Source organism: Auraticoccus monumenti (genome assembly GCF_900101785.1).
Taxonomy (GTDB): domain Bacteria; phylum Actinomycetota; class Actinomycetes; order Propionibacteriales; family Propionibacteriaceae; genus Auraticoccus; species Auraticoccus monumenti.
In genome coordinates, this window is record NZ_LT629688.1 from 2,071,866 (window position 1) to 2,094,378 (window position 22,513).

Annotated in this window: 21 protein-coding genes; 15 read left to right on the forward strand and 6 right to left on the reverse strand. The window is 72.8% G+C overall.

Annotation, left to right across the window (positions count from 1 at the left end):
• Positions 1 to 31: 31 nt before the first annotated feature.
• The 3 genes from BLT52_RS09570 to BLT52_RS09580 are packed head-to-tail and all read left to right on the forward strand — an operon-like array spanning position 32 to position 2,671.
• Complete coding sequence (locus tag BLT52_RS09570; protein ID WP_090592743.1) at positions 32 to 763, forward strand: SDR family oxidoreductase; 732 nt, start codon at positions 32 to 34, stop codon at positions 761 to 763.
• Between the two features lie 40 nt (positions 764 to 803).
• On the forward strand, positions 804 to 1,400 hold the full coding sequence (locus tag BLT52_RS09575; protein ID WP_090592744.1) for an ArsR/SmtB family transcription factor: 597 nt from the start codon (positions 804 to 806) through the stop codon (positions 1,398 to 1,400).
• Positions 1,397 to 2,671, forward strand: coding sequence for an MFS transporter (locus BLT52_RS09580; protein ID WP_090592747.1), 1,275 nt, complete (start codon positions 1,397 to 1,399; stop codon positions 2,669 to 2,671). Before BLT52_RS09575 ends, BLT52_RS09580 begins: the two co-directional genes overlap by 4 nt.
• Positions 2,672 to 2,686: 15 nt before the next feature.
• On the opposite strand, the gene BLT52_RS09585 is transcribed toward BLT52_RS09580, so the two are convergent.
• The 3 genes from BLT52_RS09585 to BLT52_RS09595 form a co-directional block, all read right to left on the reverse strand.
• The gene (locus BLT52_RS09585; RefSeq protein ID WP_090592748.1) at positions 2,687 to 3,103 is read right to left on the reverse strand and encodes a VOC family protein; all 417 of its coding nucleotides are present in this window, start codon (positions 3,101 to 3,103) and stop codon (positions 2,687 to 2,689) included.
• Between the two features lie 125 nt (positions 3,104 to 3,228).
• On the reverse strand, positions 3,229 to 6,252 hold the full coding sequence (locus tag BLT52_RS09590) for an alpha-mannosidase (RefSeq protein ID WP_090596557.1): 3,024 nt from the start codon (positions 6,250 to 6,252) through the stop codon (positions 3,229 to 3,231).
• A 98-nt stretch (positions 6,253 to 6,350) separates the two neighbouring features.
• Positions 6,351 to 7,553, reverse strand: a complete 1,203-nt coding sequence (locus tag BLT52_RS09595; RefSeq protein ID WP_090592751.1) for an ROK family protein — start codon at positions 7,551 to 7,553, stop codon at positions 6,351 to 6,353.
• Between the two features lie 131 nt (positions 7,554 to 7,684).
• Between BLT52_RS09595 and BLT52_RS09600 the strand changes: the two genes are divergently transcribed.
• From BLT52_RS09600 to BLT52_RS09610, 3 genes are read left to right on the forward strand one after another with little or no spacing between them, the layout of a single operon-like run.
• The gene (locus tag BLT52_RS09600; protein ID WP_090592753.1) at positions 7,685 to 8,650 is read left to right on the forward strand and encodes a carbohydrate ABC transporter permease; all 966 of its coding nucleotides are present in this window, start codon (positions 7,685 to 7,687) and stop codon (positions 8,648 to 8,650) included.
• Positions 8,651 to 8,654: 4 nt separating this feature from the next.
• Complete coding sequence (locus tag BLT52_RS09605; RefSeq protein ID WP_090592755.1) at positions 8,655 to 9,488, forward strand: carbohydrate ABC transporter permease; 834 nt, start codon at positions 8,655 to 8,657, stop codon at positions 9,486 to 9,488.
• A 38-nt stretch (positions 9,489 to 9,526) separates the two neighbouring features.
• The gene (locus tag BLT52_RS09610; protein WP_090592757.1) at positions 9,527 to 10,864 is read left to right on the forward strand and encodes an ABC transporter substrate-binding protein; all 1,338 of its coding nucleotides are present in this window, start codon (positions 9,527 to 9,529) and stop codon (positions 10,862 to 10,864) included.
• Positions 10,865 to 10,878: 14 nt separating this feature from the next.
• Here BLT52_RS09610 and manA read toward each other — a convergent pair whose 3' ends face one another.
• On the reverse strand, positions 10,879 to 12,054 hold the full coding sequence (gene manA / locus BLT52_RS09615; RefSeq protein ID WP_090592759.1) for a mannose-6-phosphate isomerase, class I: 1,176 nt from the start codon (positions 12,052 to 12,054) through the stop codon (positions 10,879 to 10,881).
• 96 nt (positions 12,055 to 12,150) lie between these two features.
• Here manA and BLT52_RS09620 point away from each other — a divergent pair, with 96 nt between their 5' ends.
• From BLT52_RS09620 to BLT52_RS09640, 5 genes are read left to right on the forward strand one after another with little or no spacing between them, the layout of a single operon-like run.
• Positions 12,151 to 12,453: a DUF3263 domain-containing protein gene (locus BLT52_RS09620; RefSeq protein ID WP_090592761.1), complete on the forward strand. Its 303-nt coding sequence runs from the start codon at positions 12,151 to 12,153 to the stop codon at positions 12,451 to 12,453.
• Positions 12,454 to 12,499: 46 nt separating this feature from the next.
• A complete protein-coding gene (locus BLT52_RS09625; RefSeq protein WP_090592763.1) occupies positions 12,500 to 13,129 on the forward strand; it encodes a hypothetical protein in 630 nt (209 codons plus the stop codon).
• Positions 13,126 to 13,440 carry a hypothetical protein gene (locus BLT52_RS09630; protein WP_090592766.1) on the forward strand — a complete coding sequence of 105 codons (315 nt, stop codon included), beginning with the start codon at positions 13,126 to 13,128 and terminating at the stop codon, positions 13,438 to 13,440. The genes BLT52_RS09625 and BLT52_RS09630 overlap by 4 nt, the downstream gene beginning before the upstream one ends.
• A gap of 1 nt (position 13,441) precedes the next feature.
• A complete protein-coding gene (locus tag BLT52_RS09635; protein WP_090592767.1) occupies positions 13,442 to 14,245 on the forward strand; it encodes a hypothetical protein in 804 nt (267 codons plus the stop codon).
• Positions 14,242 to 14,700, forward strand: a complete 459-nt coding sequence (locus BLT52_RS09640; protein ID WP_090592770.1) for a hypothetical protein — start codon at positions 14,242 to 14,244, stop codon at positions 14,698 to 14,700. Before BLT52_RS09635 ends, BLT52_RS09640 begins: the two co-directional genes overlap by 4 nt.
• An 18-nt stretch (positions 14,701 to 14,718) precedes the next feature.
• On the opposite strand, the gene BLT52_RS09645 is transcribed toward BLT52_RS09640, so the two are convergent.
• A complete protein-coding gene (locus tag BLT52_RS09645; protein ID WP_157677043.1) occupies positions 14,719 to 16,005 on the reverse strand; it encodes an ABC transporter substrate-binding protein in 1,287 nt (428 codons plus the stop codon).
• A 309-nt stretch (positions 16,006 to 16,314) separates the two neighbouring features.
• Between BLT52_RS09645 and groL the strand changes: the two genes are divergently transcribed.
• Positions 16,315 to 17,937: a chaperonin GroEL gene (gene groL / locus BLT52_RS09650; RefSeq protein ID WP_090592773.1), complete on the forward strand. Its 1,623-nt coding sequence runs from the start codon at positions 16,315 to 16,317 to the stop codon at positions 17,935 to 17,937.
• A 490-nt stretch (positions 17,938 to 18,427) separates the two neighbouring features.
• Positions 18,428 to 19,390, forward strand: a complete 963-nt coding sequence (locus tag BLT52_RS09655) for a hypothetical protein (protein ID WP_090592775.1) — start codon at positions 18,428 to 18,430, stop codon at positions 19,388 to 19,390.
• 206 nt (positions 19,391 to 19,596) lie between these two features.
• On the opposite strand, the gene BLT52_RS09660 is transcribed toward BLT52_RS09655, so the two are convergent.
• Complete coding sequence (locus BLT52_RS09660; protein WP_090592777.1) at positions 19,597 to 19,815, reverse strand: hypothetical protein; 219 nt, start codon at positions 19,813 to 19,815, stop codon at positions 19,597 to 19,599.
• 116 nt (positions 19,816 to 19,931) lie between these two features.
• Here BLT52_RS09660 and BLT52_RS09665 point away from each other — a divergent pair, with 116 nt between their 5' ends.
• Together BLT52_RS09665 and BLT52_RS09670 are read left to right on the forward strand one after the other, a co-directional pair.
• Positions 19,932 to 21,020, forward strand: a complete 1,089-nt coding sequence (locus BLT52_RS09665; RefSeq protein WP_231946579.1) for a dipeptidase — start codon at positions 19,932 to 19,934, stop codon at positions 21,018 to 21,020.
• A gap of 220 nt (positions 21,021 to 21,240) precedes the next feature.
• Positions 21,241 to 22,512 carry a glucuronyl esterase domain-containing protein gene (locus BLT52_RS09670; protein WP_197679273.1) on the forward strand — a complete coding sequence of 424 codons (1,272 nt, stop codon included), beginning with the start codon at positions 21,241 to 21,243 and terminating at the stop codon, positions 22,510 to 22,512.
• Position 22,513 lies beyond the last annotated feature (1 nt).

Genomic DNA, 22,513 nt, shown 5'->3' on the forward strand with positions numbered 1-22,513 from the left:
CGCCCGTCCGCGCAGCGCCCAGCCTGGAGGCATGAGCGACACGAGAACGGCCCTGGTCACCGGGGCGAACAAGGGCATCGGCTACGAGATCGCCGCGGGTCTGGGCGCGCTGGGCTGGAACGTCGGCGTCGGAGCACGCGAGCGGTCGCGACGCGAGGAGGCGGTGGCCCGGCTGCGCGAGACAGGCGTCGACGCCTTCGCGGTCCCGCTGGACGTGACCGACGACGACAGCGTCGCGGCGGCCGCCCAGCTGGTCACCGAGCGCGTCGGGCACCTGGACGCCCTGGTCAACAACGCCGGGATCACCGGCGGCTTCCCCCAGCAGCCCAGCACGGTCGACCCCGACACCATCCGCACCGTCGTGGAGACCAACGTGATCGGCGTCGTCCGCGTCACCAACGTGATGCTGCCGCTGCTGCGGCGCTCCTCGGCGCCACGGATCGTCAACGTCTCCAGCAGCGTGGGCTCCCTGACCCGGCAGTCCGGCCCCGACAGCGAGACCACCACCGGTCCGGTCGCCGTGGCGTACTCGACGTCGAAGACCTTCCTCAACGCGGTGACCCTGCAGTACGTCCGGGAGCTGGCCGGCACCGGGATCCTGGTCAACCTCGCCTGCCCGGGGTTCGTGGCCACCGACCTCAACGGCTTCCGCGGGCTCCGCACACCGCAGCAGGGGGCCGTCACCGCGATCCGGCTGGCCACGCTGCCCGACGACGGTCCCACCGGCGGCTTCTTCGAGGACGACGGCGTCATCCCCTGGTGACCTCTTGTGCACAATAAGTATGCACAGTTAGTGTGCATGCATGGAGATTCCGCCCGGGTTGAGCGGCATGCACCTGGACGCGAGGGCGCTGCGTGTCCTGGCTCACCCGCTGCGGTCCCGGCTGCTGAGCGCCCTGCGGGTCGGGGGGCCGGCGACCGCGACCGGCCTCGCCACGGCGCTGGGCACGAACACCGGCGCGACCTCGTACCACCTGCGCAAGCTGGAGTCGGTCGGGCTCGTCACCGACACCGGCGAGGGGGAGGGGAGGCGACGGCTCTGGCGGGCCTCCACCGAGAGCCACCACTGGGAGCCCAGCGACTTCGCCGGTGACGAGGACGCCGAGACGGCGCTGGGCTGGCTGGTCCGCAACTACCTGCACCAGTTCGTCGAGCGGTTCGACCGCTGGCTGGACGCCGCGGAGGCCTGGCCGATGCCGTGGCGGGACGCTGCCGGGATGAGCGACGCCGCGGTGCTGGTCGGCCCCGAGCAGCTGGCGTCGATGGGCCGCGAGCTGCAGGAGGTGGTGGCCCGCTACCGCCGCGCCGGTGAAAATGACCCCCGTGCACGGCGGGTGTCGGTGCACGTCGCCGCCTACCCGCTCGACCCGGCCGACGTCCCGACGCCGGAGACGTCGTGAGCGCGCCCCTGACGCCGACGGCGGCCCGGCGGGTCTTCCTGCTCCTCACCGTCACCCGCTGGTTCCCGATCGGGCTGGTGGTCGGCGTGATGACGCTGCTGCCCCTGGAGCGCGGGCTGAGCGTGGCCGCGACGCTGACGGCGCTGGCCCTCACCGGGTGGGTGGTCTTCGCCCTGGAGCTGCCGACCAGCAGCGTGGCCGACGCGCTGGGTCGGCGTCCGGTCTACCTGGTGGCCTCGCTGGTCCAGGTGGCGGCGGCTGCGGTGTACCTGGTCGCCGACTCCTTCTGGGGCTTCGCGCTGGCGGCCGGGCTGATGGGGGTGTTCCGCGCGCTGGACTCGGGCCCGCTGGAGGCGTGGTTCGTCGACACCGTGCACGCCACCACGCCCGGGGCCGACGTCGACGGGCACCTGTCGGCGCAGAGCACCGTGCTCGGGGTGTCCATCTCCGCTGGTGCCCTGGTCTCCGGCGGGCTGGTGTGGTGGCACCCGGTCGCGTCCTCCTCGGCCCTCGCGCTGCCCTTCGCGGTGTACCTGGCCCTCGCCGCCGCGCACGTGGCCGCCGTGCTGGTGTGGCTGAAGGAGCCGGCCAGGTCAGGGACCGGTGGGGCGGGGGGCGCGCTGGCCTCGGCGCGGGAGGCCCCGGCGGTGGTCCGTGACGGCCTGCGCCTGCTGGGCCGCAGCCCGGTGCTGCGCGGGCTGGTGGTGGTCGAGGTGTTCTGGTCGGTGGCCATGGTGGTGTTCGAGACCTTCCAGCCGATCCGGCTCGCCGAGCTGCTGGGCAGCGGCGAGCGGGCCGGGGCGTGGATGGGTGCGGTGGCCGCGGCCGGCTGGGGGGTCTTCTCCGCCGGCTCGGCGCTGGCCGGACGGGCGTCGCGCCGGATCGGCGTCACCCGGACCGCCGTGCTGGCCCGGGTGCTGAACGGGCTCGGGGCGGTGACCATGGGGCTGGTGGCCGGGCCGGTGGCGCTGGTGGCGGCCTACCTGGTGACCTACGGCCTGCACGGAGCGGGCGGGCCGGTGCACAGCGCTCTGCTGCACCGCGAGGCCCACTCCGGCAACCGCGCCACCGTGCTCTCGATGAACTCGATGATGGCCTTCGCCGCCTTCAGCCTGGCCACGCCGCTGCTCGGGCTGCTGGCCGAGCGCACCTCGACCCCGGTGGCGATGGTCACGGCCGGCGCGCTCAGCGTCCTCGGCGCGCTCTGGTACCTCCCAGCTCGCCGGCAGGAGAGGCGCCGCCTGGCCGAGACGGCGGCCGTCCCGGTCTGAGCGCCGGGAGTCGGCTCAGTACGCGTCGAGGGCCGCCTGGACCGCGTCGGGCTCGGTCTCCAGCGGCGTCTGCAGCATCCACTGGTGGCCGAACGGGTCACGCACCCGGCCGCCGCGGGCGCCGTAGGGGTGGTCGGCCACCGCGAACACCACCTCGGCGCCGTGGTCCAGCATCCGCTGCGCCACCGCGTCCGGGTCGTCGGTGGTCAACGACATCAGCGTCCCGGGACGGTCCGGGCCGGGGGCCGGGTCGTGCTCGTCGGCGTCCTTGATCTCGATCCTCCCGCAGGGCAGCACCAGGTCGGCGTGCACCACGGCCCCGCGGACGGTGTACCGGGCACCCGGCTCGGCGCCCAGCGCCGGCACGTAGAACGCGATCGCCGCGTCGGCGTCGGCGACGACCAGCTTCGTGCACAGGAAAGGAGCGCTCACCTCCCGAGCATCACCCCGACCGCGGCGCGCTGTCCAGGCTCCGGAACGTGCTCATGCGCGCACCCTGAACCCCTCAGGGGGCCAGCGTGCGCGCATGAGCAGCATCGTGCGGAGGAGGCCTGCCCTCAGCGGCGGAACCTCAGCGTGACCAGCTGGAACGGACGCAGCTCCAGCTGCGCCACCGCACCGGACAGGTCGCCGCAGGGACGGGCCCCCGGGGCGTCGGCGCGCTCGAGCAGGTCGACCGCCTGGACGGCGGTGGCGCCGTCCACCTCGATTGTGCCGCTGGCGCGGACCCCGCGGGACTCGTAGAGGCGCACCACGACGTCACCGCTGCGGTCGGCGGCCAGCTTGACCGCCTCCACCACGATGCCCGGGTGCGAGACCCGCACCAGGGGCTCGGCCGGGGTGGCGCCGACCACCCGGCGCACCGGCAGGTTGGTCCGGTAGCCCTCCTCGACCGCGTCGGCCACCAGCGCGCCGGGGCGCACGGTCACCACCAGCTGGTGGCGGCCCTGGTCGGCCTGGGGGTCGGGGTAGAGCGGGGACCGCACCAGCGAGAGCCGCACCGTGGTGGTGGTGCCCCCGGCCTCGCGGGCCCTGCGGGTGATGTCGTGGCCGTAGGTCGAGTCGTTGCTGACCGCCACGCCCCAGTCGGCCTCGCCGACGTGGACCCAGCGGTGGGCGCAGGTCTCAAAGCGTGCCGCCTCCCACGAGGTGTTGGTGTGGGTGGGTCGCATCACGTGCCCGAACTGGGTCTCCGAGGCCGCGCGGTCGGCGTGCACGTCGAGGCCGAAGGCCAGCTTGAGCAGCTTCTGCCGCTCGTGCCAGTCCAGGTCGTGCTCGATCCGCAGGCTCGGGGCGTCGGCCTCGAGCACCAGCCGCTGGGTGATCGTGGAGGCGGCGGTGCGGCGGGTGACCACGACGGCCGCCCACCCCTCGCCGGTCTCCAGCTCCAGCGACTCCACCTCGACCAGGTCGCGGACCTGGCGGCGGTAGTACTCGTCGATGTCCCAGGCGTCCCAGGCCACCGGCTCGTCGCGGTGCAGCTGCAGCAGGTTGCCGACCTCGCCGGGGGCGATGGCCTCGCGCCCGGAGGCGTCCACCATCGACGTCACCAGCCCGCGGGCGTCGACCCGCACGCTGAGCAGGTCGTTGGCCAGCAGGAACCCGTCGCCCTCGCGCTCGGCCCGCACCTCGGCCGCGGCCGCGGCCACGGGCGACACCCCCAGGGCGGGGACGCCGGAGCGGGCGTGCGGTGCCGCGTTGACGGCCAGCGTCTGGTCCCCCTCACCGACCAGGGCGGCCAGCGCCTCGGCCACCAGCGCCTCGGCCCGCTGGGTGATCGCGGCGTGGTTGCGCTCGGCGTCCTGGTGCACCCAGGCGATCGAGCTGCCGGGGAGGATGTCGTGGAACTGCAGCAGCAGCAGCATCTGCCACAGCTCCTCCAGCTCCTCGTAGGGGTAGACGTAGCCGGTGCCCGAGGCCGCGGTGGAGGCCCACAGCTCGGCCTCGCGGAGCAGGTGCTCGTTGCGGCGGTTGCCCCGCTTGGTGCGCAGCTGGCTGGTGTAGGTGCCGCGGTGCAGCTCCAGGTACATCTCGCCCGACCAGACCGGCGGGTTGGCGTACTCCGCCTCCGCCTCGCTGAAGAAGGCGCGCGGCGAGGTCAGCTCGACCCGGGCCGAGCCCTCCAGGGACGCCGTCCGGTGCGCGGCGGCGATCATCTCGCGGGTGGGTCCGCCACCGCCGTCGCCGTGGCCGAAGGGGAGCAGGGAGAAGTTGGCGCGGCCCTTCTCGCGGTACTGGCTCGACGCCCGGGCCAGCTCGACCCCGGAGATGCTGCCGTTGTAGGTGTCGGCCGGCGGGAAGTGGGTGAAGACCTGCGAGCCGTCGATGCCCTCCCAGCGGAAGGAGTGGTGCGGCATCACGTTGGTCTGGTTCCAGGAGATCTTCTGGGTCAGGAACCACCGCGAGGAGGACGCGAGCACGATCTGGGGGAGGGCGCCGGAGTAGCCGAAGGAGTCCGGCAGCCAGACCTCCTCGGTCTCCACGCCGAAGCGGTCGAGGAAGAAGGACTTGCCGGCCACGAACTGCCGGGCCATCGCCTCGCCGCCGGGCATGTTGGTGTCGGACTCCACCCACATGCCGCCCACCGGGACGAACTGGCCGCGCTCGACCAGCGTCCTGATCCGCTCGAAGAGCTCGGGGTAGCCGGCCTCGATCCAGGCCAGCTGCTGGGCCGAGGAGCAGGCGAAGACGAAGTCCGGGTCGGACTCGGCCAGGTCGGCGACGTTGCTGAAGGTGCGGGCGCACTTGCGCACCGTCTCGCGCAGCGGCCAGAGCCAGGCGGAGTCGATGTGGGCGTGCCCGACGGCGGCGATCCGGTGCGCGCTGGGGTTGGCCGGCGAGGCCAGCACCCCGGCCAGCGCGGCGCGGCCGGCGGCGGCGGTGCCCGCGACGTCGGAGGAGTCGACGGCGTCGACCATGTCCTGCAGGGCGAGCAGGATCTGGGACCGGCGGGCGTCGTCGAGGTCGAGGGTGAGCATCAGCCCGTCGAGGGTCCAGACGTCGCGGACCAGCTCCCAGACCTCGAGGTCGAGCAGCACCACGTCGAAGGCGCGCAGCTGGTAGAGCGGCTGGTCACCGGCCGTGGCCTTGTCCCCGAGCGCCGTGGGCTGGAAGCCCCACCCGGAGCCGACGTCGGGGTTGGCGGCGGCCTCGAGGTACAGCTCGATGTGGTCGGGGTCCTCCACCGGCAGCCACTGGTTGTCCGGGGCGACCCCCTTGATGGTGGTGCCGTCCGGGCGCCAGGCCAGGCCCTCGGCGTTGAAGCCGGGACCGCCGGTGTAGCCCAGGTCGACGTGCAGCTCGGCGCGGGTGCCCTCGGGCAGCCCGCCGTCGGTGCGCCAGTCGGCGGGGACCGCACCGGTGGCGTGCAGCCACATGGTGCTCCACGGGCGGCCCCACGGGGCGCCCACCTCGATCGGCTCGTAGCCGGCCTGCACCGCCTCGGCGAAGGGGACCGGCTCGTCGGGCACCGGCCAGGCCTCCAGGGCGAGCGGGGCGCGGGCGCGGTACGTGGCGGGGACGAGGTGGTCGTTGACGAAACGACGCACCCGACCTTCCAGCAGGATCCTCTGGTCGTGCATCAGCACCTCTCCTCACGGCGTGGGACGGCGCCGGCCACGGCGCCGTCCCTGATCGTAACGCAATGGAATGGACTTAAGAAGGGGTCCACGGCGGTGTCTCACTCCATCACCAGGCCGGCCGGGCGGGGCGAGAGGAAGTGGTCCAGGACCAGGGCGGCGGCCCCCTGGGCGGCGCCGAGCTCAGCCAGGCGGCTGGTCCGCACCACGAGCTCGTCGCGGGCGGCCAGCATCGGCGGCAGCCTCTCCTGCAGGACCGGCAGCTGGTGCGCGGCCAACCTGGGCCACACGGGACCGCCCACCACGAGGGTGCCCAGGTCGAGGAAGTTGAGCAGCGGCGCTACCCCGGCCGCCAGGTCGCGACCGGCGGTGCGCAGCAGCCGGACGGCCCCGCGGTGGCCGGTGTCGGCCATCCGGCAGAGCTCGGCGAAGGCGCCGGAGCTGTCGGTCGCGTCGGTGGCCGCGAGCACCCCGGACTCCGCCGCCCGGCGCACCAGCGACCCGGGCAGCGTGGTGGTGTGCAGGCGTCCGGACCGGGTGGGGTCGGGGTCGGTGGCCCGGCGGGTGACCAGGGTGTCGCCCACCTCGCCGGCGTTGTTGGTGCTGCCGCGGTGGACCACCCCGCCGAGCACCGCGCCGGCGGCGATGCCGGTGCCGAGGTAGAGGTAGAGGAAGTCCCCGCGGGTGCCCTCCGAGGACCACTGCTCCCCGGTGACCGCGGCGGTCACGTCCTTGTCCAGCAGTACCGGCCACCCGGTGGCCCGGTGCAGGTCGGCCCGCAGCGCCACGTCCTCCCAGCCGTTCAGCTGCGGGGGCCGGTGCAGGCGGCCGGCCACCACGTCGATCGGGCCGGGTGCGGCCACGCCGAGCCCGAGCACCGTGGTGGGGTCGACGTCGGTGAGGACCTCGTCGGCCAGGTCGCGGATCAGCTGCACCGCGTGCACCGGGTCCGGCGCCCCGGGGGTGGGGTGGGTGATCCGACGGTGCACCCCGCCGGCCAGGTCGAGGCAGAGGACGGTGAGCAGCCGCGGGTCGATGTGGACGCCGACCGCGTGCCAGCGGTCCGGACGCACCTGGAGCAGGGTGCGGGGCTTCCCGCGTCCGGCGGTGACGCGCTCGCCCTCGTCGACCACGCCGGTGGACATCAGCCGCCTGGTGATGTTGGAGATGGTCTGCGGGGTCAGCCGGGTGATCTCGCCCAGCTCCACCCGGCTCACCCCCTCGGGACGGCGCCGGATCGCCTCGAGCACGACGGTCTGGTTGTAGTCGGCCAGCCTCGGCAGGTTGGAGCCCCTGGTGTCCACCACCTCACCTCCGTCCGCCTTGACGACCGCCTGCCAGCACCTTAGTGTCCCGTCTCGGCACCGAATTTATCCATCGGAATGACTAAGTGTCGATCGGTTCCCGCGACAGAGTCGTCAGGAAGTGAGGCCCCGTGAGCGCCACCACCCTCAGCAGGCCGGAGGGGTCCGTCGCGGACCCGTCACCCGGCCCGCGCCGCCGCCGGCGCGTGCCGTGGACGGCCCGCCAGAAGCGCAACCTGCGCACGGGGCTGCTGTTCATCAGCCCCTGGATCCTCGGGTTCCTGGTCCTGGTGGCCTACCCGCTGATCTACTCGCTGGTGATCTCGCTGTTCAACCACACCGGCTTCAAGACCCCGCAGTTCATCGGGCTCGGCAACTACTCACGCCTGGTGCAGGACCCGCTGGTGGCCGTCTCCTCGGCCAACACCCTGTTCTACGCCGCGCTGTCGGTGCCGATCGGCCTCGCGGTGGCCATCGTGCTCGCGCTGGCGATGAACCGGAAGGTGCCCGAGGTCGGGCTGTACCGCACCGCGCTCTACCTGCCGTCGCTGGTGCCCGTCTTCGCCCTCAGCTTCATCTTCATCGTCTTCGTCAACCCCAGCTTCGGGCTGCTCAACCAGTTCCTGGCCCTGTTCGGGGTGCCGCAGACCAACCTGCTCGGCGACCCCACCTCGGCCAAGCTGATCATCGTCACGATGGCCCAGCTCGGCGCGGGCAACGCGGCGCTGATCTTCCTGGCCGGGTTGAACAACATCCCCGACAGCCTCTACGAGGCCGCCAGGGTGGACGGGGCCGGGACGCTGCGGCGCTTCTTCTCGATCACCCTGCCGCTGCTCTCGCCCAGCATCCTGTTCAACCTCGTCACGGGGGTGTCGGGCGCGCTGCAGGTGTTCACGCAGGCCTACATCGTGACCGGCGGTGGCCCCAACAACGGGACGCTCTTCTACATGTTCCACCTGTACAACTCCGCCTTCTCCTACGCCCAGCTGGGCTACGCCTCGGCGCTGGCGGTGGTCCTCTTCATCGTCGGCATGGTGCTGGCCGTGATCATCTACGGACTGTCGCGACGGTTCGTCAACTACGACGTGACGGGGTGAACCGATGAGCACCACCACCACCGAGCCCGGACGCCGGGTCTCGCTGAAGACGCAGAACCGCGTCCGCACCACCACCACGGGCATCATCGCCCGCGCCATCCTGATCGCCGTCTCGCTGCTGTTCCTGGTGCCGCTGTACTGGATGGTCATCACGGCGCTGAAGACCGACGAGGAGCTGGCCGCCTTCCCGCCCACCCTGCTGCCGGAGAGCTGGAACTGGTCGATCTTCCCCGAGGCGGTCAACGCCTTCCCGTTCTGGCAGCAGTTCGCCAACAGCATGCTGGTCACCGTGCTGGGCACCGTGCTGGCCGTGCTCTCCAGCTACGTGGTGGCCTACGGGTTCGCCTGCATCGACTGGCCGGGTCGGGACAAGGTGTTCTACCTGGTGCTGGCTACCATCTTCATCCCGTTCCCGGTGGCTATCATCCCGCTGTTCGACCTCTTCGCCGGGCTCGGCTGGGTCAACACGCTGCTGCCGCTGATCGTCCCCAACGCGCTGGGCAGCGCCTTCTACATCTTCCTGCTGCGCCAGTTCCTGCTGCAGTCCTCGGTCGAGGCGATGGACGCCGCCCGCGTGGACGGGGCGAGCGAGTGGCGGATCTGCTGGGAGGTGGTCTTCCCGACCGCCCGCGGGGCCCTGATCGCGGTGGCCATCTTCGCCGCGGTGGCCTCCTGGAACGACTTCCTGGGCCCGCTGATCTACCTGCAGGACCCCTCGGTGCAGACGCTGGCCATCGGGCTGCAGTCCTTCTCCACCGAGACCGACACGTCGTTCAACCAGCTGATGGCGGCCTCGACGCTGACCGTCCTGCCGATGGTCGTCCTCTTCATCTTCTAGCGCTACTTCGTCAAGGGCCTCAACGTAGGAGGGTTCCGATGAGCAGGTTCTCGAAGGTCGTCGGCACGGCCCTCGCCGTGCTGGTCACCGTCGCCGCCGCGGGCTGCGCCCCGGCCCGCCAGCCCGACGAGATCGTGGTCTGGACCAAGGAGGTGGGGACCGACCAGCTGGCCCAGCAGCAGCTGATGCTGGACCGCTTCGAGGCCGAGAACCCGGGGGTCACCACCCGGCTGGTGCCGGTCGCCACCCGCAGCGACGCCGACGCCACCGCACTGATCACCGCCGTCCGCGGCGGCACCGGCCCCGACGTCTTCGTGGGCGACCGGTTCACCACCAACCAGTTCGCCTCCCTCGGTCTGCTGCAGAGCCTGCAGCCGTGGGTGGACGCGGAGCCCGCCGGCTTCACCGACAGCTACCTCCCCTTCGCGCTGGACGAGGCCACCTACCAGGGTGAGCTGTACGGGCTGCCCTGGCACACCGACACCCGTGCGCTCTTCTACAACAAGGAGGTGCTGCGCGACGCCGGCATCGACCCCGCGGTGATGGACCCCGAGAACGGGCCGCTCACCGTCGCGGAGCTGCGCGAGCTGGCCGACCGGATCACCGTCACCAACGAGGCGGGGAACTACGAGCGGATGGGTTTCGTGCCCTGGGACCAGCAGGCCTGGCCGTTCACCTGGGGCCAGGTCCTGGGGGCCAGCTACTTCGACGAGCAGACCTGCACCATCGACGTCGACGACCCCGGCTTCCGCGGCATCTACGAGCTCTACGACGAGTGGGCGAAGGACCTGGACTACGGCAGGACCGACACCTTCATGGCCACCTACGCCCCCGAGACCGCACCGGAGGGGACCTCACCCTTCTACAGCGGCCACATCGGCATGCAGATCGTCTACTCCGGGTTCGCCCCCAACATCGAGAAGTACGCCCCCGACCTGGACTGGGGCGTCACCTACCCGCCGGTGATGGAGGAGGGTGACGACCCCGTCACCTGGTCCGGCGGGCCCGCCTGGACGATCCCCACCGGGGCCGCCAACGCCGACGGCGGCTGGGAGCTGGCCACGTTCATGACCGGGGCGGAGGGGCAGCGGGAGTGGTCGAGCACCCAGCAGTTCCTGCCCACCCAAGCCGACCTGCTGGACGACCCGGAGGTGGTCGGTGAGGACGCGCGGTTCTTCGCCCAGCTGCTGCTCGACGGGTACTCCAGCTCGCGTCCGCCGCTGCCGGTCGGCTCGGAGCTGTGGGAGACCATGAACACCGGTCGCGAGGCGGTGCTGCTCGGGGAGTCCACCCCCGAGGAGGTGATGGCCGAGATCGAGCGCCGGATCCAACCCCAGCTCGACCCCTACTGCCCGATCACCCTCGCGCGGAACTAGCGGGGGCGCGTCGGTCAGCGCAGACCCGGCGCGGCGACGTAGGCGGTCCCGGAGCCGTTGACGGCCACCTGCTCACCGGCGGGGAGGAAGGCCGACTCGCCGCGGTGCAGGGTGAGCGAGGTGTTGCCGGTGCGGAGCAGCACCCGGCCCCGGGTGACCAGCACGATGCGACCGGTGGTGCGGGCCGGGACGGTGGTCGGGGTGTCCGAGCAGTCCACCCGCCACAGCGCGAACTCCGGAGCCGGGGTGAGGAAGCGTGCTCGTCCCTCGCCCTCGTCGTCGAGCTCGACCGGGACGGGGTCGATCACGCTGAAGTCGAGCACCGAGGCCAGCTCGTCGACGTCGACGTGCTTGGAGGTCAGCCCGCCGCGGAGCACGTTGTCGGAGTTGGCCATCACCTCCACGCCGAGCCCGCTGAGGTAGGCGTGCAGGTTGCCGGCGCCGAGGAAGAGGGCCTGACCGGGACGCAGCGACACCTGGTTCATCAGCGTCGCCACCAGCACGCCGGGGTCACCGGGGTGGTGCTCGGCGGTCTCGAGCAGGGTCCGGCACAGCGTGGCCAGCTCCGCGTCGTCCTCGCCGGTGCCCCGGGCGGCCTCGACCGCCTGCTCACCGACCGGACCCCAGCCGTCCTCCCCGAGCAGCCGCAGCACCACCGTGCGCAGCGCCTCGGTCCCGCCGCGGCGGAGCTCCTCGACCAGGGGCGACAGCTCCTCGACCCCGAGCCGGGCCCACAGCCCCGCGGTGCGGGTGGGGTCGGCGAACCCGCACAGGGCCTCGAAGTCGGTCAGGGCGACGATCATCTCCGGTTTGGGCCAGTCGTCCTTGTAGCTGCGCGAGGGCTCGCCCTGCCCCGGGCCGTCACGCTCCTCACGCGCCCACCCGGCCTCGGCCTGCTCGCGGGTGGGGTGGGCCTGCAGCGAGAGCGGCTGGTCGGCCGCGAGCAGCTTGAGCAGGTAGGGGAGCCGGGGGCCGAAGGCCTCCACAGACGCCGTCCCGACCACCCTCGGGTCGCGCTCCACGAGCTCGGCGAGCGTCGAGCCGTCGGCGAGCCGGGCCGGGGCCGCCGGGTGGGCCCCGAGCCAGAGCTCGGCCTGGGGCTCGTCGGTCGGCTCCTGCCGGAGCAGCTCGGGGATCAGCGTGGAGGAGCCCCACGCGTAGGGCTGGATGACGCCCGACAGTGTCTGCATGCCCCTATCCAACCCGACCGCGAGAGCGGGGTGACGGCGGCCGTGCCGCGGCCCGCGACGAATGACACCGGTGTGATTAGCGCCTACGATGGCGCCATGCAGCCCGAGATCGCGAACGCCCAGCCGGTCGGCGGCGCCGAGCTCAGCGAGCGCGACGCCGCGGTCCTCGAGTTCGAGCGGCAGTGGTGGAAGTACGCCGGTGCCAAGAACGACGGCATCCGCGAGCAGTTCGCCATGTCGGCCACCCGGTACTACCAGGTGCTCAACACGATCATCGACAAGCCCGAGGCGCTCAGCCACGACCCGCTGCTGGTCAAGCGCCTGCAGCGCCTGCGGGACCAGCGGATGCGTGCCCGCTCGGCGCGTCGGCTCAGCGGTGGGAGCGACTCCCAGGCCTGACCTGAACCCCCTCCGTGCCAGGGTCTACCTGGCGAGGAGGAGGAGCATGGATCCGATCGAGGAACGGCTGCAGCAGGGCCTGCGCAAGGTGGCGGCCTTCACCGCGGCGATGCGCGTGATGGACGAGGGCGTCCGGGCGACCGAGGCGAGCTCTGCCGACGGGGCCGTCACCGTGCAGGTCGACGCCGCCGGCGCGGTCACCGCGATCCTGCTGGACGACGCCTGGCGCGCCCGCGTGGCTGGTCCGCTGGGGACGGCCGTGGTCGAGGCCTACCAGACCGCGCGTCGCAGCCAGGTCGTCGCCGGGCTGGAGAACGTCGCGCGGCTCCCGGACCGCCTCGACGACGTGCCGGTCCTGCCCGAGGACCTCGCGGCGGCCACCCGGCCGCCGGTGGACCTCGCCGAGCTGCAGCGCTCGCTTCCCTCCCTGGCCGAGGTCAACGCCCAGCTGGCTGAGGCGATCGCCGGGGCGCGCAGGGTGCGGGAGACCGCCTCCGCGGCGCCGGCGGCCGCCCCCGCCGAGCCGGTCGGCGGGGACGACGTCGAGGTCGTCCTGGACGCGGCCGGGGGGATCGTCGCCTGCACGGTCCCCGAGACCTGGCAGCGCTCGGCCCCGCTGCCCCGTCTGCTCGAGGCCCTCAACCGCCCCTTCGAGACCAGGGAGACCCAGCCGTGAGCCAACCGAGCGCGGACGACATCAGCCGGTCCCTGTCGGACCTGCGGACCTGTGCCAAGGCCTTCGACGCCGAGGGTGTTGCCCTGGCGGCCCGCTCCGGCGACTTCAGCGGGCAGGGCACCGGTGCGCTGAGCTTCGGCATCTTCCTCGCCGTCGGCGCCGCCTACGACCGGGGGTGCTCCTCGCTGGCGGGCGCCGCCGAGGCCGGGGGCAAGGCGCTGCAGGAGGTCGCCACCACTCTCGGGTCGGTGGCCGACGCCTACGAGCGCGACGAGGAGAACAACGTGCACGCGAGCCAGGGGGAGTGGTGACATGGGGATCCCATCGGTGGAGATCGACTTCGACCAGGCCGCCTTCGAGGAGGCCTGCGACAAGATCCGCGAGGGCATCGACGAGGCGGTGGACACGGTCTTCCCGTGGCTCCGCCCGCTGCTGGACGCCTTCTTCGACTCCTTCTGGTTCCCGATCCCGGACGTCGTCCGGCAGGCCGGCTACAAGGTGGTCGAGTGGGCCTTCGAGGTGCTCGAGAGCCTGGTGAACGGGCTGGTCGACCTGTTCGAGGGCATGCTCGTCCCGGTGACGGCCTTCCTCCGGGGGCAGTACTGGTCCGAGCAGCACGACGCGCTCTCGGCCCACGCGAGCGAGCTGCAGGCCGCCGTCGACGCCGTCTCGGTCACCTGGACCGGACGCGGGCAGCGCGCCTTCGCCGTCCACGCCGGGAACCAGGTGGCGGAGGTGACCGAGGCGGCCGAGCTGGCCAAGACGATGCGGACCCAGTGCTGGATCACCGCCGCGGCCGGGCTGACCTGCTACATCGGCATCGCCGTCGCCGTCGTCAAGTTCATCACCGTGGCCAGCGCCGCCTCGGCCAGCACCCCGGTCACCGGACCGGGCGGACCGGCAGCGGCGGGCGCGTCCGCGGGCATCGGCTTCGCCGAGGTGGCCGCCATCGTCACCGCCGTCCTCGCCGCCCTGGGCCAGAACGTGAGCGGGTACGTGGGCCTGTCCGACGCCGCCGACGCCCTCGCCGGGGGGTGGCCCACGCCCGGCGGTTCGGAGTACTCCGACGGCAGCGCCACCGACGGCGACGGGACGGATTGGTCGACCGCCGGATGAGCCGTGACCTGGGGCAGTACCGCCGCGCCTGGGAGGCGCGTGGCGTCGTCATGGACGCCGCGCAGCTGCGGGCCCTGGAGGGTGCGGCGGCCCGGGTCACCCGCGGCCGGGTCGGCCTCGGGGTCGGCGTGGCGCTGGCGCTGGTCGGTGCCTGGGTGGCCGTGAGCGAGTCGCCGTGGACCAACGGCCTCTTCCTCGCCGCCACCGGGGCGCTCGTCGCGGTGGTCATGCTCCTCGCGGTGCGGAGCTGGAGGAGCGTCCTCGAGGCGCGTCAGGCCGAGCGCGCGGTGGCGGGGGTGGCGGCCGCCTCGGTGGTCGTGGCCTTCCTGGTCCTCGGCTGGGTGGTGGGCGCCCCGGTGCTGGGGTGGGCCGTCCCCACCGCGGTCGCCGTGGTCGTCCTGGGGCTGGCCGCGGTCGTCCTGCTCCTCATGAACCTGACCCTGCGTCGCGGCTGATCCCGGTCCCGTGCCCGCTCAGCGCACGATCATCGAGGTCAGCTCCGCCACGTAGGCCTGCGCCGCCGTGGCCGGGTCGCTGCGTCCGAACCGGACGTCCTGCAGGTAGCGCGTCTGCGGCAGCGAGATGTCCCCGAGCCCGGCCGGCGGTGCGGGGGAGGGTGGCGTGAGGTCGGGCTCGACCCGCTCGAGGTAGGCCGCCGCCTTGACGTCGGACGGGCTCAGCGCCGGCTCGACGCGCTCCCGCATCACCGTGCTGGCCGGCATCCCGCGCTCGGCCACGAGCACGTCGGCGGCGCGGGGGTCGTTGACCAGGAAGTCCACGAACGCGGCAGCGGCCTCGGGTTCCTTGCTGCGGGCGGGCACCGACCACATCATCGACACGTTGTAGAACAGCTGCGCGTCGGCGGCCCGTCCGGTCATCGAGGGGAAGCGCAGCAGCCGCAGGTCCGCCCCGGAGGCCGTCTCGAGGGAGAGCACCTGGTTGGACCAGTACACCGACATGGCCGTCCGGCCCTGGGTGAACAGCCGGTCGGCCAGCGGGGCCACGATGTCGTCGCTGCTGACTCCCACCTCGGGGATCACCCCGTCCAGCTCCCACTGCCGGGAGAGCTCGAAGAACTCCTGGGCGTCGGCGGCGTCGAAGCCGAGGCCGTCCTGGGTGTACAGGTCCCCGCCGCGCTGACGCATCCACATCCAGAAGCCCAGGTCGTAGAGGGTGGGGTCGGAGCTGCCGATGATCCCGTCGCCCTTGGCGGTGATCTCCGCCGACAGCGCCGCCCACTCCTCCCACGTCCAGGTCTCGTCGTCGGGCAGCTCCACCCCCAGCTGCTCGAAGACCGCCGGGTTGGCCGCCACCAGCATCACGTTGACCCCGGCGTTGACCCCCATCAGACCGTCCGGGGTGCGACCGGGGTCGAGGGTCCCCTCGGCGAAGTCGGCCGTGCCGACCCCGGCCTGGTCCAGCGGCAGCAGGGCGCCGCGGTCGGCGTACTGCCGCAGGTACTTCAGGTCCATCTGGATGACGTCCGGCGCGTTGTTCGCGGCGGTCTGGGTGGCCAGCCGGTCCCAGTAGCCGGCCCACTCCGCCGGCTCGCCCGCCACCGTGACGCCCGGTGTCGCGTCCTGGTAGGCCCCGATCACCTGGTTGGTCAGCTCGGTGCGGGTCTGGTTGCCCCACCAGCCCATCCGCAGCTCCGCCGCACCGGGGGAGGAGGCGTCGCCCGTACCGGGGGCGGCGCAGGCGCCCGCGCCCAGGCCGAGGGCCAGACCCCCGGCCCCGCCCAGCAGTGCCCGTCGGCTCATCGTCATGTCGTCTCCGTCGCTCGTCCGTGCGGCCCGGACCGCCGAGCCGTCGGTGGTTCCGCACCCTGACAGCAGCCGGACGCACTCCGCGTCCGAGGAGGTCGGGCCCGGCCCTCTGCTTGCACTCGCCATGGTCGAGTGCTAAACATGAGTTGGCACTCGGCGACCCCGAGTGCCACCGTCAGTCCGGTGAGGGGCCTCGTGCAGGTCCCGTCCGTCGCGGGCACCGACTGGCGTCGACTGAGCACGCAGGACAGACCATCAACCACGGGGCCGCGCGCCCCTGACGCGGGAGGACTCCCCGAACACATGGCAAAGCTCATTGAATTCAACGTCGAGGCACGCCGCGGCCTCGAGCGGGGCATGAACCAGCTCGCTGACGCCGTCAAGGTCACCCTCGGTCCCAAGGGCCGCAACGTCGTGCTGGAGAAGAAGTGGGGCGCCCCCACCATCACCAACGACGGCGTCTCCATCGCCAAGGAGATCGAGCTCGAGGAGCCGTACGAGAAGATCGGCGCCGAGCTCGTCAAGGAGGTCGCCAAGAAGACCGACGACGTCGCCGGCGACGGCACCACCACCGCCACCGTGCTGGCCCAGGCGATGGTCCGCGAGGGCCTGCGCAACGTGACCGCCGGTGCGAACCCGATGGGTCTGAAGCGCGGCATCGAGAAGGCCGTCGCCGCCATCAGCGCCAAGCTGTCCGAGGCCGCCACCGAGATCGAGACCAAGGAGCAGATCGCGGCCACGGCCTCCATCTCCGCCGCGGACCCGCAGGTCGGTGAGATCATCGCCGAGGCGATGGACAAGGTCGGCAAGGAAGGCGTCATCACCGTCGACGAGTCCAACACCTTCGGGCTGGAGCTCGAGCTCACCGAGGGCATGCGGTTCGACAAGGGCTACACCAGCCACTACTTCGTCACCGACGCCGAGCGCATGGAGACGGTCCTCGACGACCCCTACATCCTCATCGCCAACTCGAAGGTCTCCACCCTCAAGGACCTGCTCCCGGTCCTGGAGAAGGTCATGCAGTCGGGCAAGCCGCTCGTCGTCATCGCCGAGGACACCGACGGTGAGGCCCTCGCCGGCCTGATCGTCAACAAGATCCGCGGCACCTTCAAGTCCGTCGCCGTCAAGGCCCCGGGCTTCGGCGACCGCCGCAAGGCCATGCTGGCCGACATCGCCATCCTCACCGGTGGCCAGGTCGTCAGCGAGGAGATCGGCCTCAAGCTCGACGCCGTCACCCTGGAGGACCTGGGCCAGGCGCGCCAGGTCGTCGTCACCAAGGACGAGACCACGATCATCGACGGCGCCGGCGACGCCGACCAGATCGCCGGCCGGGTCTCGCAGATCCGTGGCGAGATCGACCGCTCCGACTCCGACTACGACCGCGAGAAGCTGCAGGAGCGGCTGGCCAAGCTGGCCGGCGGCGTGGCCGTCATCAAGGTCGGCGCGGCCACCGAGGTCGAGCTCAAGGAGCGCAAGCACCGCATCGAGGACGCCGTCCGCAACGCGAAGGCCGCCGTCGAGGAGGGCATCGTCGCCGGTGGTGGCGTCGCCCTGCTGCAGGCGTCCAAGGCCACCTCGCTGGACCTGACCGGTGACGAGGCCATCGGCGCGAACATCGTGTTCACCGCCTGCGCCGCGCCGCTGCGCCAGATCGCGATCAACGCCGGCCTCGAGGGTGGTGTGGTCGTCGAAAAGGTGGCCGGCCTGCCGTCGGGCCAGGGTCTGGACGCGGCCACGGGCGAGTACGTCGACATGGTGGCCTCGGGCATCATCGACCCGGCCAAGGTCACCCGCTCGGCGCTGCAGAACGCCGCCTCCATCGCGGCGCTGTTCCTCACCACCGAGGCCGTCATCGCCGACAAGCCGGAGAAGGCCTCCGCGGCCCCGGCCGGTGGCGACGGTGGCATGGGCGGCATGGACTTCTGAGTCCAGGCCCCACGCCCAGCTCGTAGCAACGCCCACGAGGGCGGTTCCCCACCCGGGGAGCCGCCCTCGTGGCGTCCCCGCCCGCACCCCACGGCGTCCCCGCCTGCACCCCACGGCGGCCACGCCCGCGCCCTCCGAGCACCGCACACCTGACCGCCGCCATCTCGCACTCTGCCCCGCCTACGGGTACGTAGCCCCCTCTATAGACGGGGCAACGTGCCCGCAGGTGGGGCAACGTCGAACCGGGCGGGGCTGCGTCGTGCACGGATGCGGATGGGTACGGTCCGGGAGCGCGACCACGTCCGCGCCGCTGGGGCCGCACACCCCACCGCCCCTATCTCGCACTGTGCCCCGCCTACGGGTACGTAGCCCCCTCTATAGACGGGGCAACGTGCTCGTAGGCGGGGCAACGTCGGGGAGGGGCGGTCCGTTGTGCACAGATGTGGGTGCGGGGCGCCCGGAGTGCGGCCGGAGGGTCTGGGATGGCGGGATGGGGGAGGTGCACCTGACAGGGGAGCTGCTGGCGCGAGGGTGGACGTCGGCCGAGCTCGCGCGGTCCGTGCGGGCGGGGGAGATCGTGCGTCCGCGGCGCGGGGCCTACGTCCTGGACCCACCCGGTCAGGAAGCCGGGCCACCGGACCGGCTGCTGCAGCACCGGCGTCTGGTCGAGGCCACCGTGCCGCAGCTGCGGGTCGGGTCGGCGGTGAGCCACACCTCGGCCGCGGTGCTGCACGGGCTACCCGTGCCCTACGCCTCGCTGGCGACCGTCGACCTCACCCGTGATCCTGCGACCACGGGACGGTCCCGCGGTGCCGTGCACACCGTCGCGGCACCGCTTCCCGACGACCACGTGACCGAGATCGACGGCCTCCCCGTCACCACGCTGGCCCGCACCGTGGTGGACGTCGCCCGCCACGGGCGCTTCGACTGGGGGCTGGCGGCGTCGGACGCCGCGCTGCGAGAGGGTCTGGAGAGGGAGGAGCTGGACGAGGTGCTGCGCAGCATGCGCCGGTGGCCGGGGGTGCGTCGGGCCCGCCGGGTCCGGGTGGAGTCTGACCCGGCGGCCGAGAGCCCGGCAGAGTCCATCATGCGAGCCCGGATCGTCGAGGCTGGCTTCCCGCGTCCGCACCTGCAGCTCCCGGTCCGGGACGGCGACGGCCGCCCGGTGGGCTACGCCGACTTCGCCTGGCCCGACCGCGGGGTCGTGGCGGAGTTCGACGGCTGGACCAAGTACGGACCGCTGGTGCCGGCGGGCGAGAGCGCCGCGAGCGTGGTGGTGGCGGAGAAGGTCCGCGAGGACGCCTTCCGGGCGCTGGGGTGGGTGGTGGTGCGTTTCGTCTGGGCCGACCTCTGGCGCCCCCACGGCATCACCGGAGGACTGCACCGGGCCTTCGCCCTGGCCCGCCGTCAGGCCCACGTCGCCCCCTCTGCGATCACCTCGCCCCGTCTGTAGAAGGGGCGAAGTACCCGAAGAGGGGGCGACGTGGGAGTTCACCGGGCAGTCGCTGGGCGGGACAGGGGAGCAGGTGAGACACGGTGCCCGCCGACGGGGCGGTGCGTGAGACGCCAGGCGGGTAGGCGGGCAGGCCTCAGGACGTCAGGTGCGCGGGCGACGACGTCTCAGCTGCGTCCGGCGGGTGCCTGGGGGGACGAGTGCGGTCAGCGGTCGCCGAGGCGGTGCACGACGAGCTCGCCGTTCTCGTCCAGCTCGATCACGTCCGAGCCGACGGCGGGCGGGAGACCCGACTCACGGGAGGGGTCGAGCGGGACGCCGGCGGGGGCGGCAGCCGGGGCCGGCGGATCTGCGGGCGTCTCCGGGGTGCAGGCCGCGAGGGCAGCCAGCAGCACCACCGCTGCGGCCACCCGGGTCATCTGCACACACCGATCCTAGGTCGACGCGTCAACCGTCCGTCCGGTCCTGCTCGCCACAGCCCGAGAGGTCCGCTGCGAGCCTGATGGGCGCTCAGGAGCACTTCTCCGCGAGGATGGTGCTCATGCGCATCCCGGTGATCGACGGCCACAACGACCTGCCCTGGCGGATGCGCGAGCTGGGTCACCCGGCCAGTCCGGTGGAGCTGGTCGCCGGCGACCCGCGGACCCACACCGACCTGCCGCGGATGGTCGCCGGCGGGCTGCGGGGGCAGTTCTGGTCGGTCTTCGTGCCATGCTCCTTCACCGGACCGGATGCGGTGCTCGCCGTGCTGGAGCAGGTGGACCGGGTGCACCAGCTGGCGGCCGAGCACCCCGAGGCCCTGGTCCTGGTCCGCGACGCCGACGAGCTCGAGCAGGTGCTGGGGACCGACGACGGGCGGGTGGCCAGCCTGCTCGGCGCGGAGGGCGGGCACTGCCTGGACGGCTCGCTGGCGGTGCTGCGGGACCTGCGGCGTCTCGGCGTCCGCTACCTGACGCTGACCCACAACGAGAACACCGACTGGGCCGACTCGGCCACCGACGAGCCGCGCCACGGCGGGCTCACCCGGTTCGGGCGCGAGGTGGTGGCGGAGATGAACCGGATCGGCATGCTGGTCGACCTGTCCCACGTCTCGGCCGCGACCATGCACGACGCCCTGGACACCACCCGCGCGCCGGTGGTCTTCTCCCACTCCAGCGCCCGGGCCGTCTGCGACCACCCCCGCAACGTGCCCGACGACGTGCTCGCCCGGCTGGCCGGCAACGGGGGCACCTGCATGGTCACCTTCGTGCCCTCCTTCGTGGCCCAGCCGGTCCGGGACTGGGTGCTGGAGGTGCGGACGGCCGTGCTGGCGGCGGGGGAGGACCCCGCGGACGACCCGACCTGGGAGCGGTGGACGTCCGGCTGGCCCACCCCGCGCCCGCTCGCCACCCTGGAGGACGTCGTGGCCCACTGCGAGCACGTCCGCGAGGTCGCCGGCATCGACCACGTCGGGCTGGGCGGGGACTACGACGGCTGCGCCCAGCTGCCCGCCGGCCTGGAGGACGTCAGCGGGTACCCCCGGTTGCTGGAGCGGCTGGGGGAGGAGGGCTGGAGCCGTCAGGACCTGGAGAAGCTGGCCTGGCGCAACACCGTCCGCGTCCTCCGCGACGCCGAGGCCGTCGCCGGCTGAGGTGCCCGCCCGGGTCACCACCGTGGACGTGGCAGGCACAACCGGTCGCCCACCGGACCGCGGTCCAGGTATGTCGAGAGACGTCAGCTCAGCGACCGGTTCTGCACGCCCCTACCGGCAGCGGTGGGCGAGGAGAGGGTGGGGGAGGACGCGGCAGGAGGACGCAGGGCTAGCGTGGTGTGATCCGAAGCACCACCCCCCGTTGCCCAGGAGCACCGTCATGCCCCCCTCTGACCGAGCACGACCCACCCGCCGCCAGCTGCTGACGGCCTCCGCCGTCTCCCTGGGCGGGGTGACCCTGGGCCCCGCCCTCGGCGCCCTCCCCGCCACGGCGCAGGGAGCGACCCCCGCCGACCTCGGTGGCGGATCGCGACGCCCGCGCCACACCATCACCATCGACGGCGAGCCCTACCCCGACCCGCTGCACCTCGAGCGGGGCACCCCGGTGAGGCGGGCGCGGCTGTGGGAGACCCACCGCCGGGCGGAGCTGCAGCAGCTGTTCGCCCAGCACGTGCACGGGACGATGCTGCCCCGCCCGCAGGAGCAGTCCGCGGAGGTCTCGGTGCAGCAGTTCGCCACCGTCGTCCGCAAGGACCTCACCACCCACGTGACCGGCCCCTTCGGCAGCGGCAGCTGGCTCACCCGGGTCTTCGTGCCGACCGGCGAGGTGCGCGGCACCTTCCTGCTGATCGACCACCGCGGCGCGGCCACCGACGACCCCGAGCAGGACACCCCCTACCTGCCGGTGCGGACGATCAACCGCGCCGGCTACGCGCTGGCCGTCTTCGACGCCAAGGAGGTCGCCCCCGACGACCCCGCCCGCTACCGCGAGGGCGTGATCGACCTCTTCTCCGACCCGTCCGCGCCGCTGCCCCCCACCGCCGGACGGGCGATCGCGGCCTGGGCCTGGGCGGCCAGCCGGGTGATGGACCACCTCAGCGAGGACCCCGACCTCGACCCCGCCCGGATCGCCCTGATCGGGCACTCCCGCAGCGGCAAGGCGTCCCTGCTGGCCGGGGGGCTGGACCAGCGGTTCGTCACCGTGATCACCAACGACTCCGGCTCCACCGGCTCCAAGCTGGCCCGGCGCGGCAAGGGCGACGACGGCCGGGCCGAGGACGTCGCCAAGATCACCTCGACGTTCCCGCACTGGTTCTCCGAGGTCTACGCCTCCTACGCCGGCCGGGAGGAGGCGCTGCCGGTCGACCAGCACCAGCTGATGGCCCTGGTCGCCCCGCGCCGCCTCTACGTCACCAGCGCCACCGAGGACGCGAACGCCGACCCGGAAGGTGAGTTCCTGGCCTACGTCGCGGCGGCACCGGTCTACGGGCTCTACGGCCTGGCCGACACCGGGCTGCCCTCGACGACCTGGCCGCCGTCCGCCGACGTCCCGGTGCGGGGGCCCGCGATGAGCTACCACCTGCGCACCGGCGGGCACGGGCTCACCGAGGTGGACTGGGGCTGGTTCCTGGCCGGGGACCTCTTCGACTGAG

Excerpts from the sequence above, each read along its gene's own strand:
- groL (WP_090592773.1), top strand. The coding sequence starts at position 16,315 with ATGGCAAAGCTCATTGAATTCAACGTCGAGGCACGCCGCGGCCTCGAG.
- BLT52_RS09605 (WP_090592755.1), top strand. The coding sequence starts at position 8,655 with ATGAGCACCACCACCACCGAGCCCGGACGCCGGGTCTCGCTGAAGACG.
- BLT52_RS09590 (WP_090596557.1), bottom strand. The coding sequence starts at position 6,252 with ATGCACGACCAGAGGATCCTGCTGGAAGGTCGGGTGCGTCGTTTCGTC.
- BLT52_RS09670 (WP_197679273.1), top strand. The coding sequence starts at position 21,241 with ATGCCCCCCTCTGACCGAGCACGACCCACCCGCCGCCAGCTGCTGACG.
- BLT52_RS09640 (WP_090592770.1), top strand. The coding sequence starts at position 14,242 with ATGAGCCGTGACCTGGGGCAGTACCGCCGCGCCTGGGAGGCGCGTGGC.
- BLT52_RS09625 (WP_090592763.1), top strand. The coding sequence starts at position 12,500 with ATGGATCCGATCGAGGAACGGCTGCAGCAGGGCCTGCGCAAGGTGGCG.
- BLT52_RS09575 (WP_090592744.1), top strand. The coding sequence starts at position 804 with ATGGAGATTCCGCCCGGGTTGAGCGGCATGCACCTGGACGCGAGGGCG.
- BLT52_RS09645 (WP_157677043.1), bottom strand. The coding sequence starts at position 16,005 with ATGAGCCGACGGGCACTGCTGGGCGGGGCCGGGGGTCTGGCCCTCGGC.
- BLT52_RS09570 (WP_090592743.1), top strand. The coding sequence starts at position 32 with ATGAGCGACACGAGAACGGCCCTGGTCACCGGGGCGAACAAGGGCATC.
- BLT52_RS09665 (WP_231946579.1), top strand. The coding sequence starts at position 19,932 with ATGCGCATCCCGGTGATCGACGGCCACAACGACCTGCCCTGGCGGATG.
- BLT52_RS09610 (WP_090592757.1), top strand. The coding sequence starts at position 9,527 with ATGAGCAGGTTCTCGAAGGTCGTCGGCACGGCCCTCGCCGTGCTGGTC.
- BLT52_RS09620 (WP_090592761.1), top strand. The coding sequence starts at position 12,151 with ATGCAGCCCGAGATCGCGAACGCCCAGCCGGTCGGCGGCGCCGAGCTC.
- BLT52_RS09655 (WP_090592775.1), top strand. The coding sequence starts at position 18,428 with ATGGGGGAGGTGCACCTGACAGGGGAGCTGCTGGCGCGAGGGTGGACG.
- manA (WP_090592759.1), bottom strand. The coding sequence starts at position 12,054 with ATGCAGACACTGTCGGGCGTCATCCAGCCCTACGCGTGGGGCTCCTCC.
- BLT52_RS09635 (WP_090592767.1), top strand. The coding sequence starts at position 13,442 with ATGGGGATCCCATCGGTGGAGATCGACTTCGACCAGGCCGCCTTCGAG.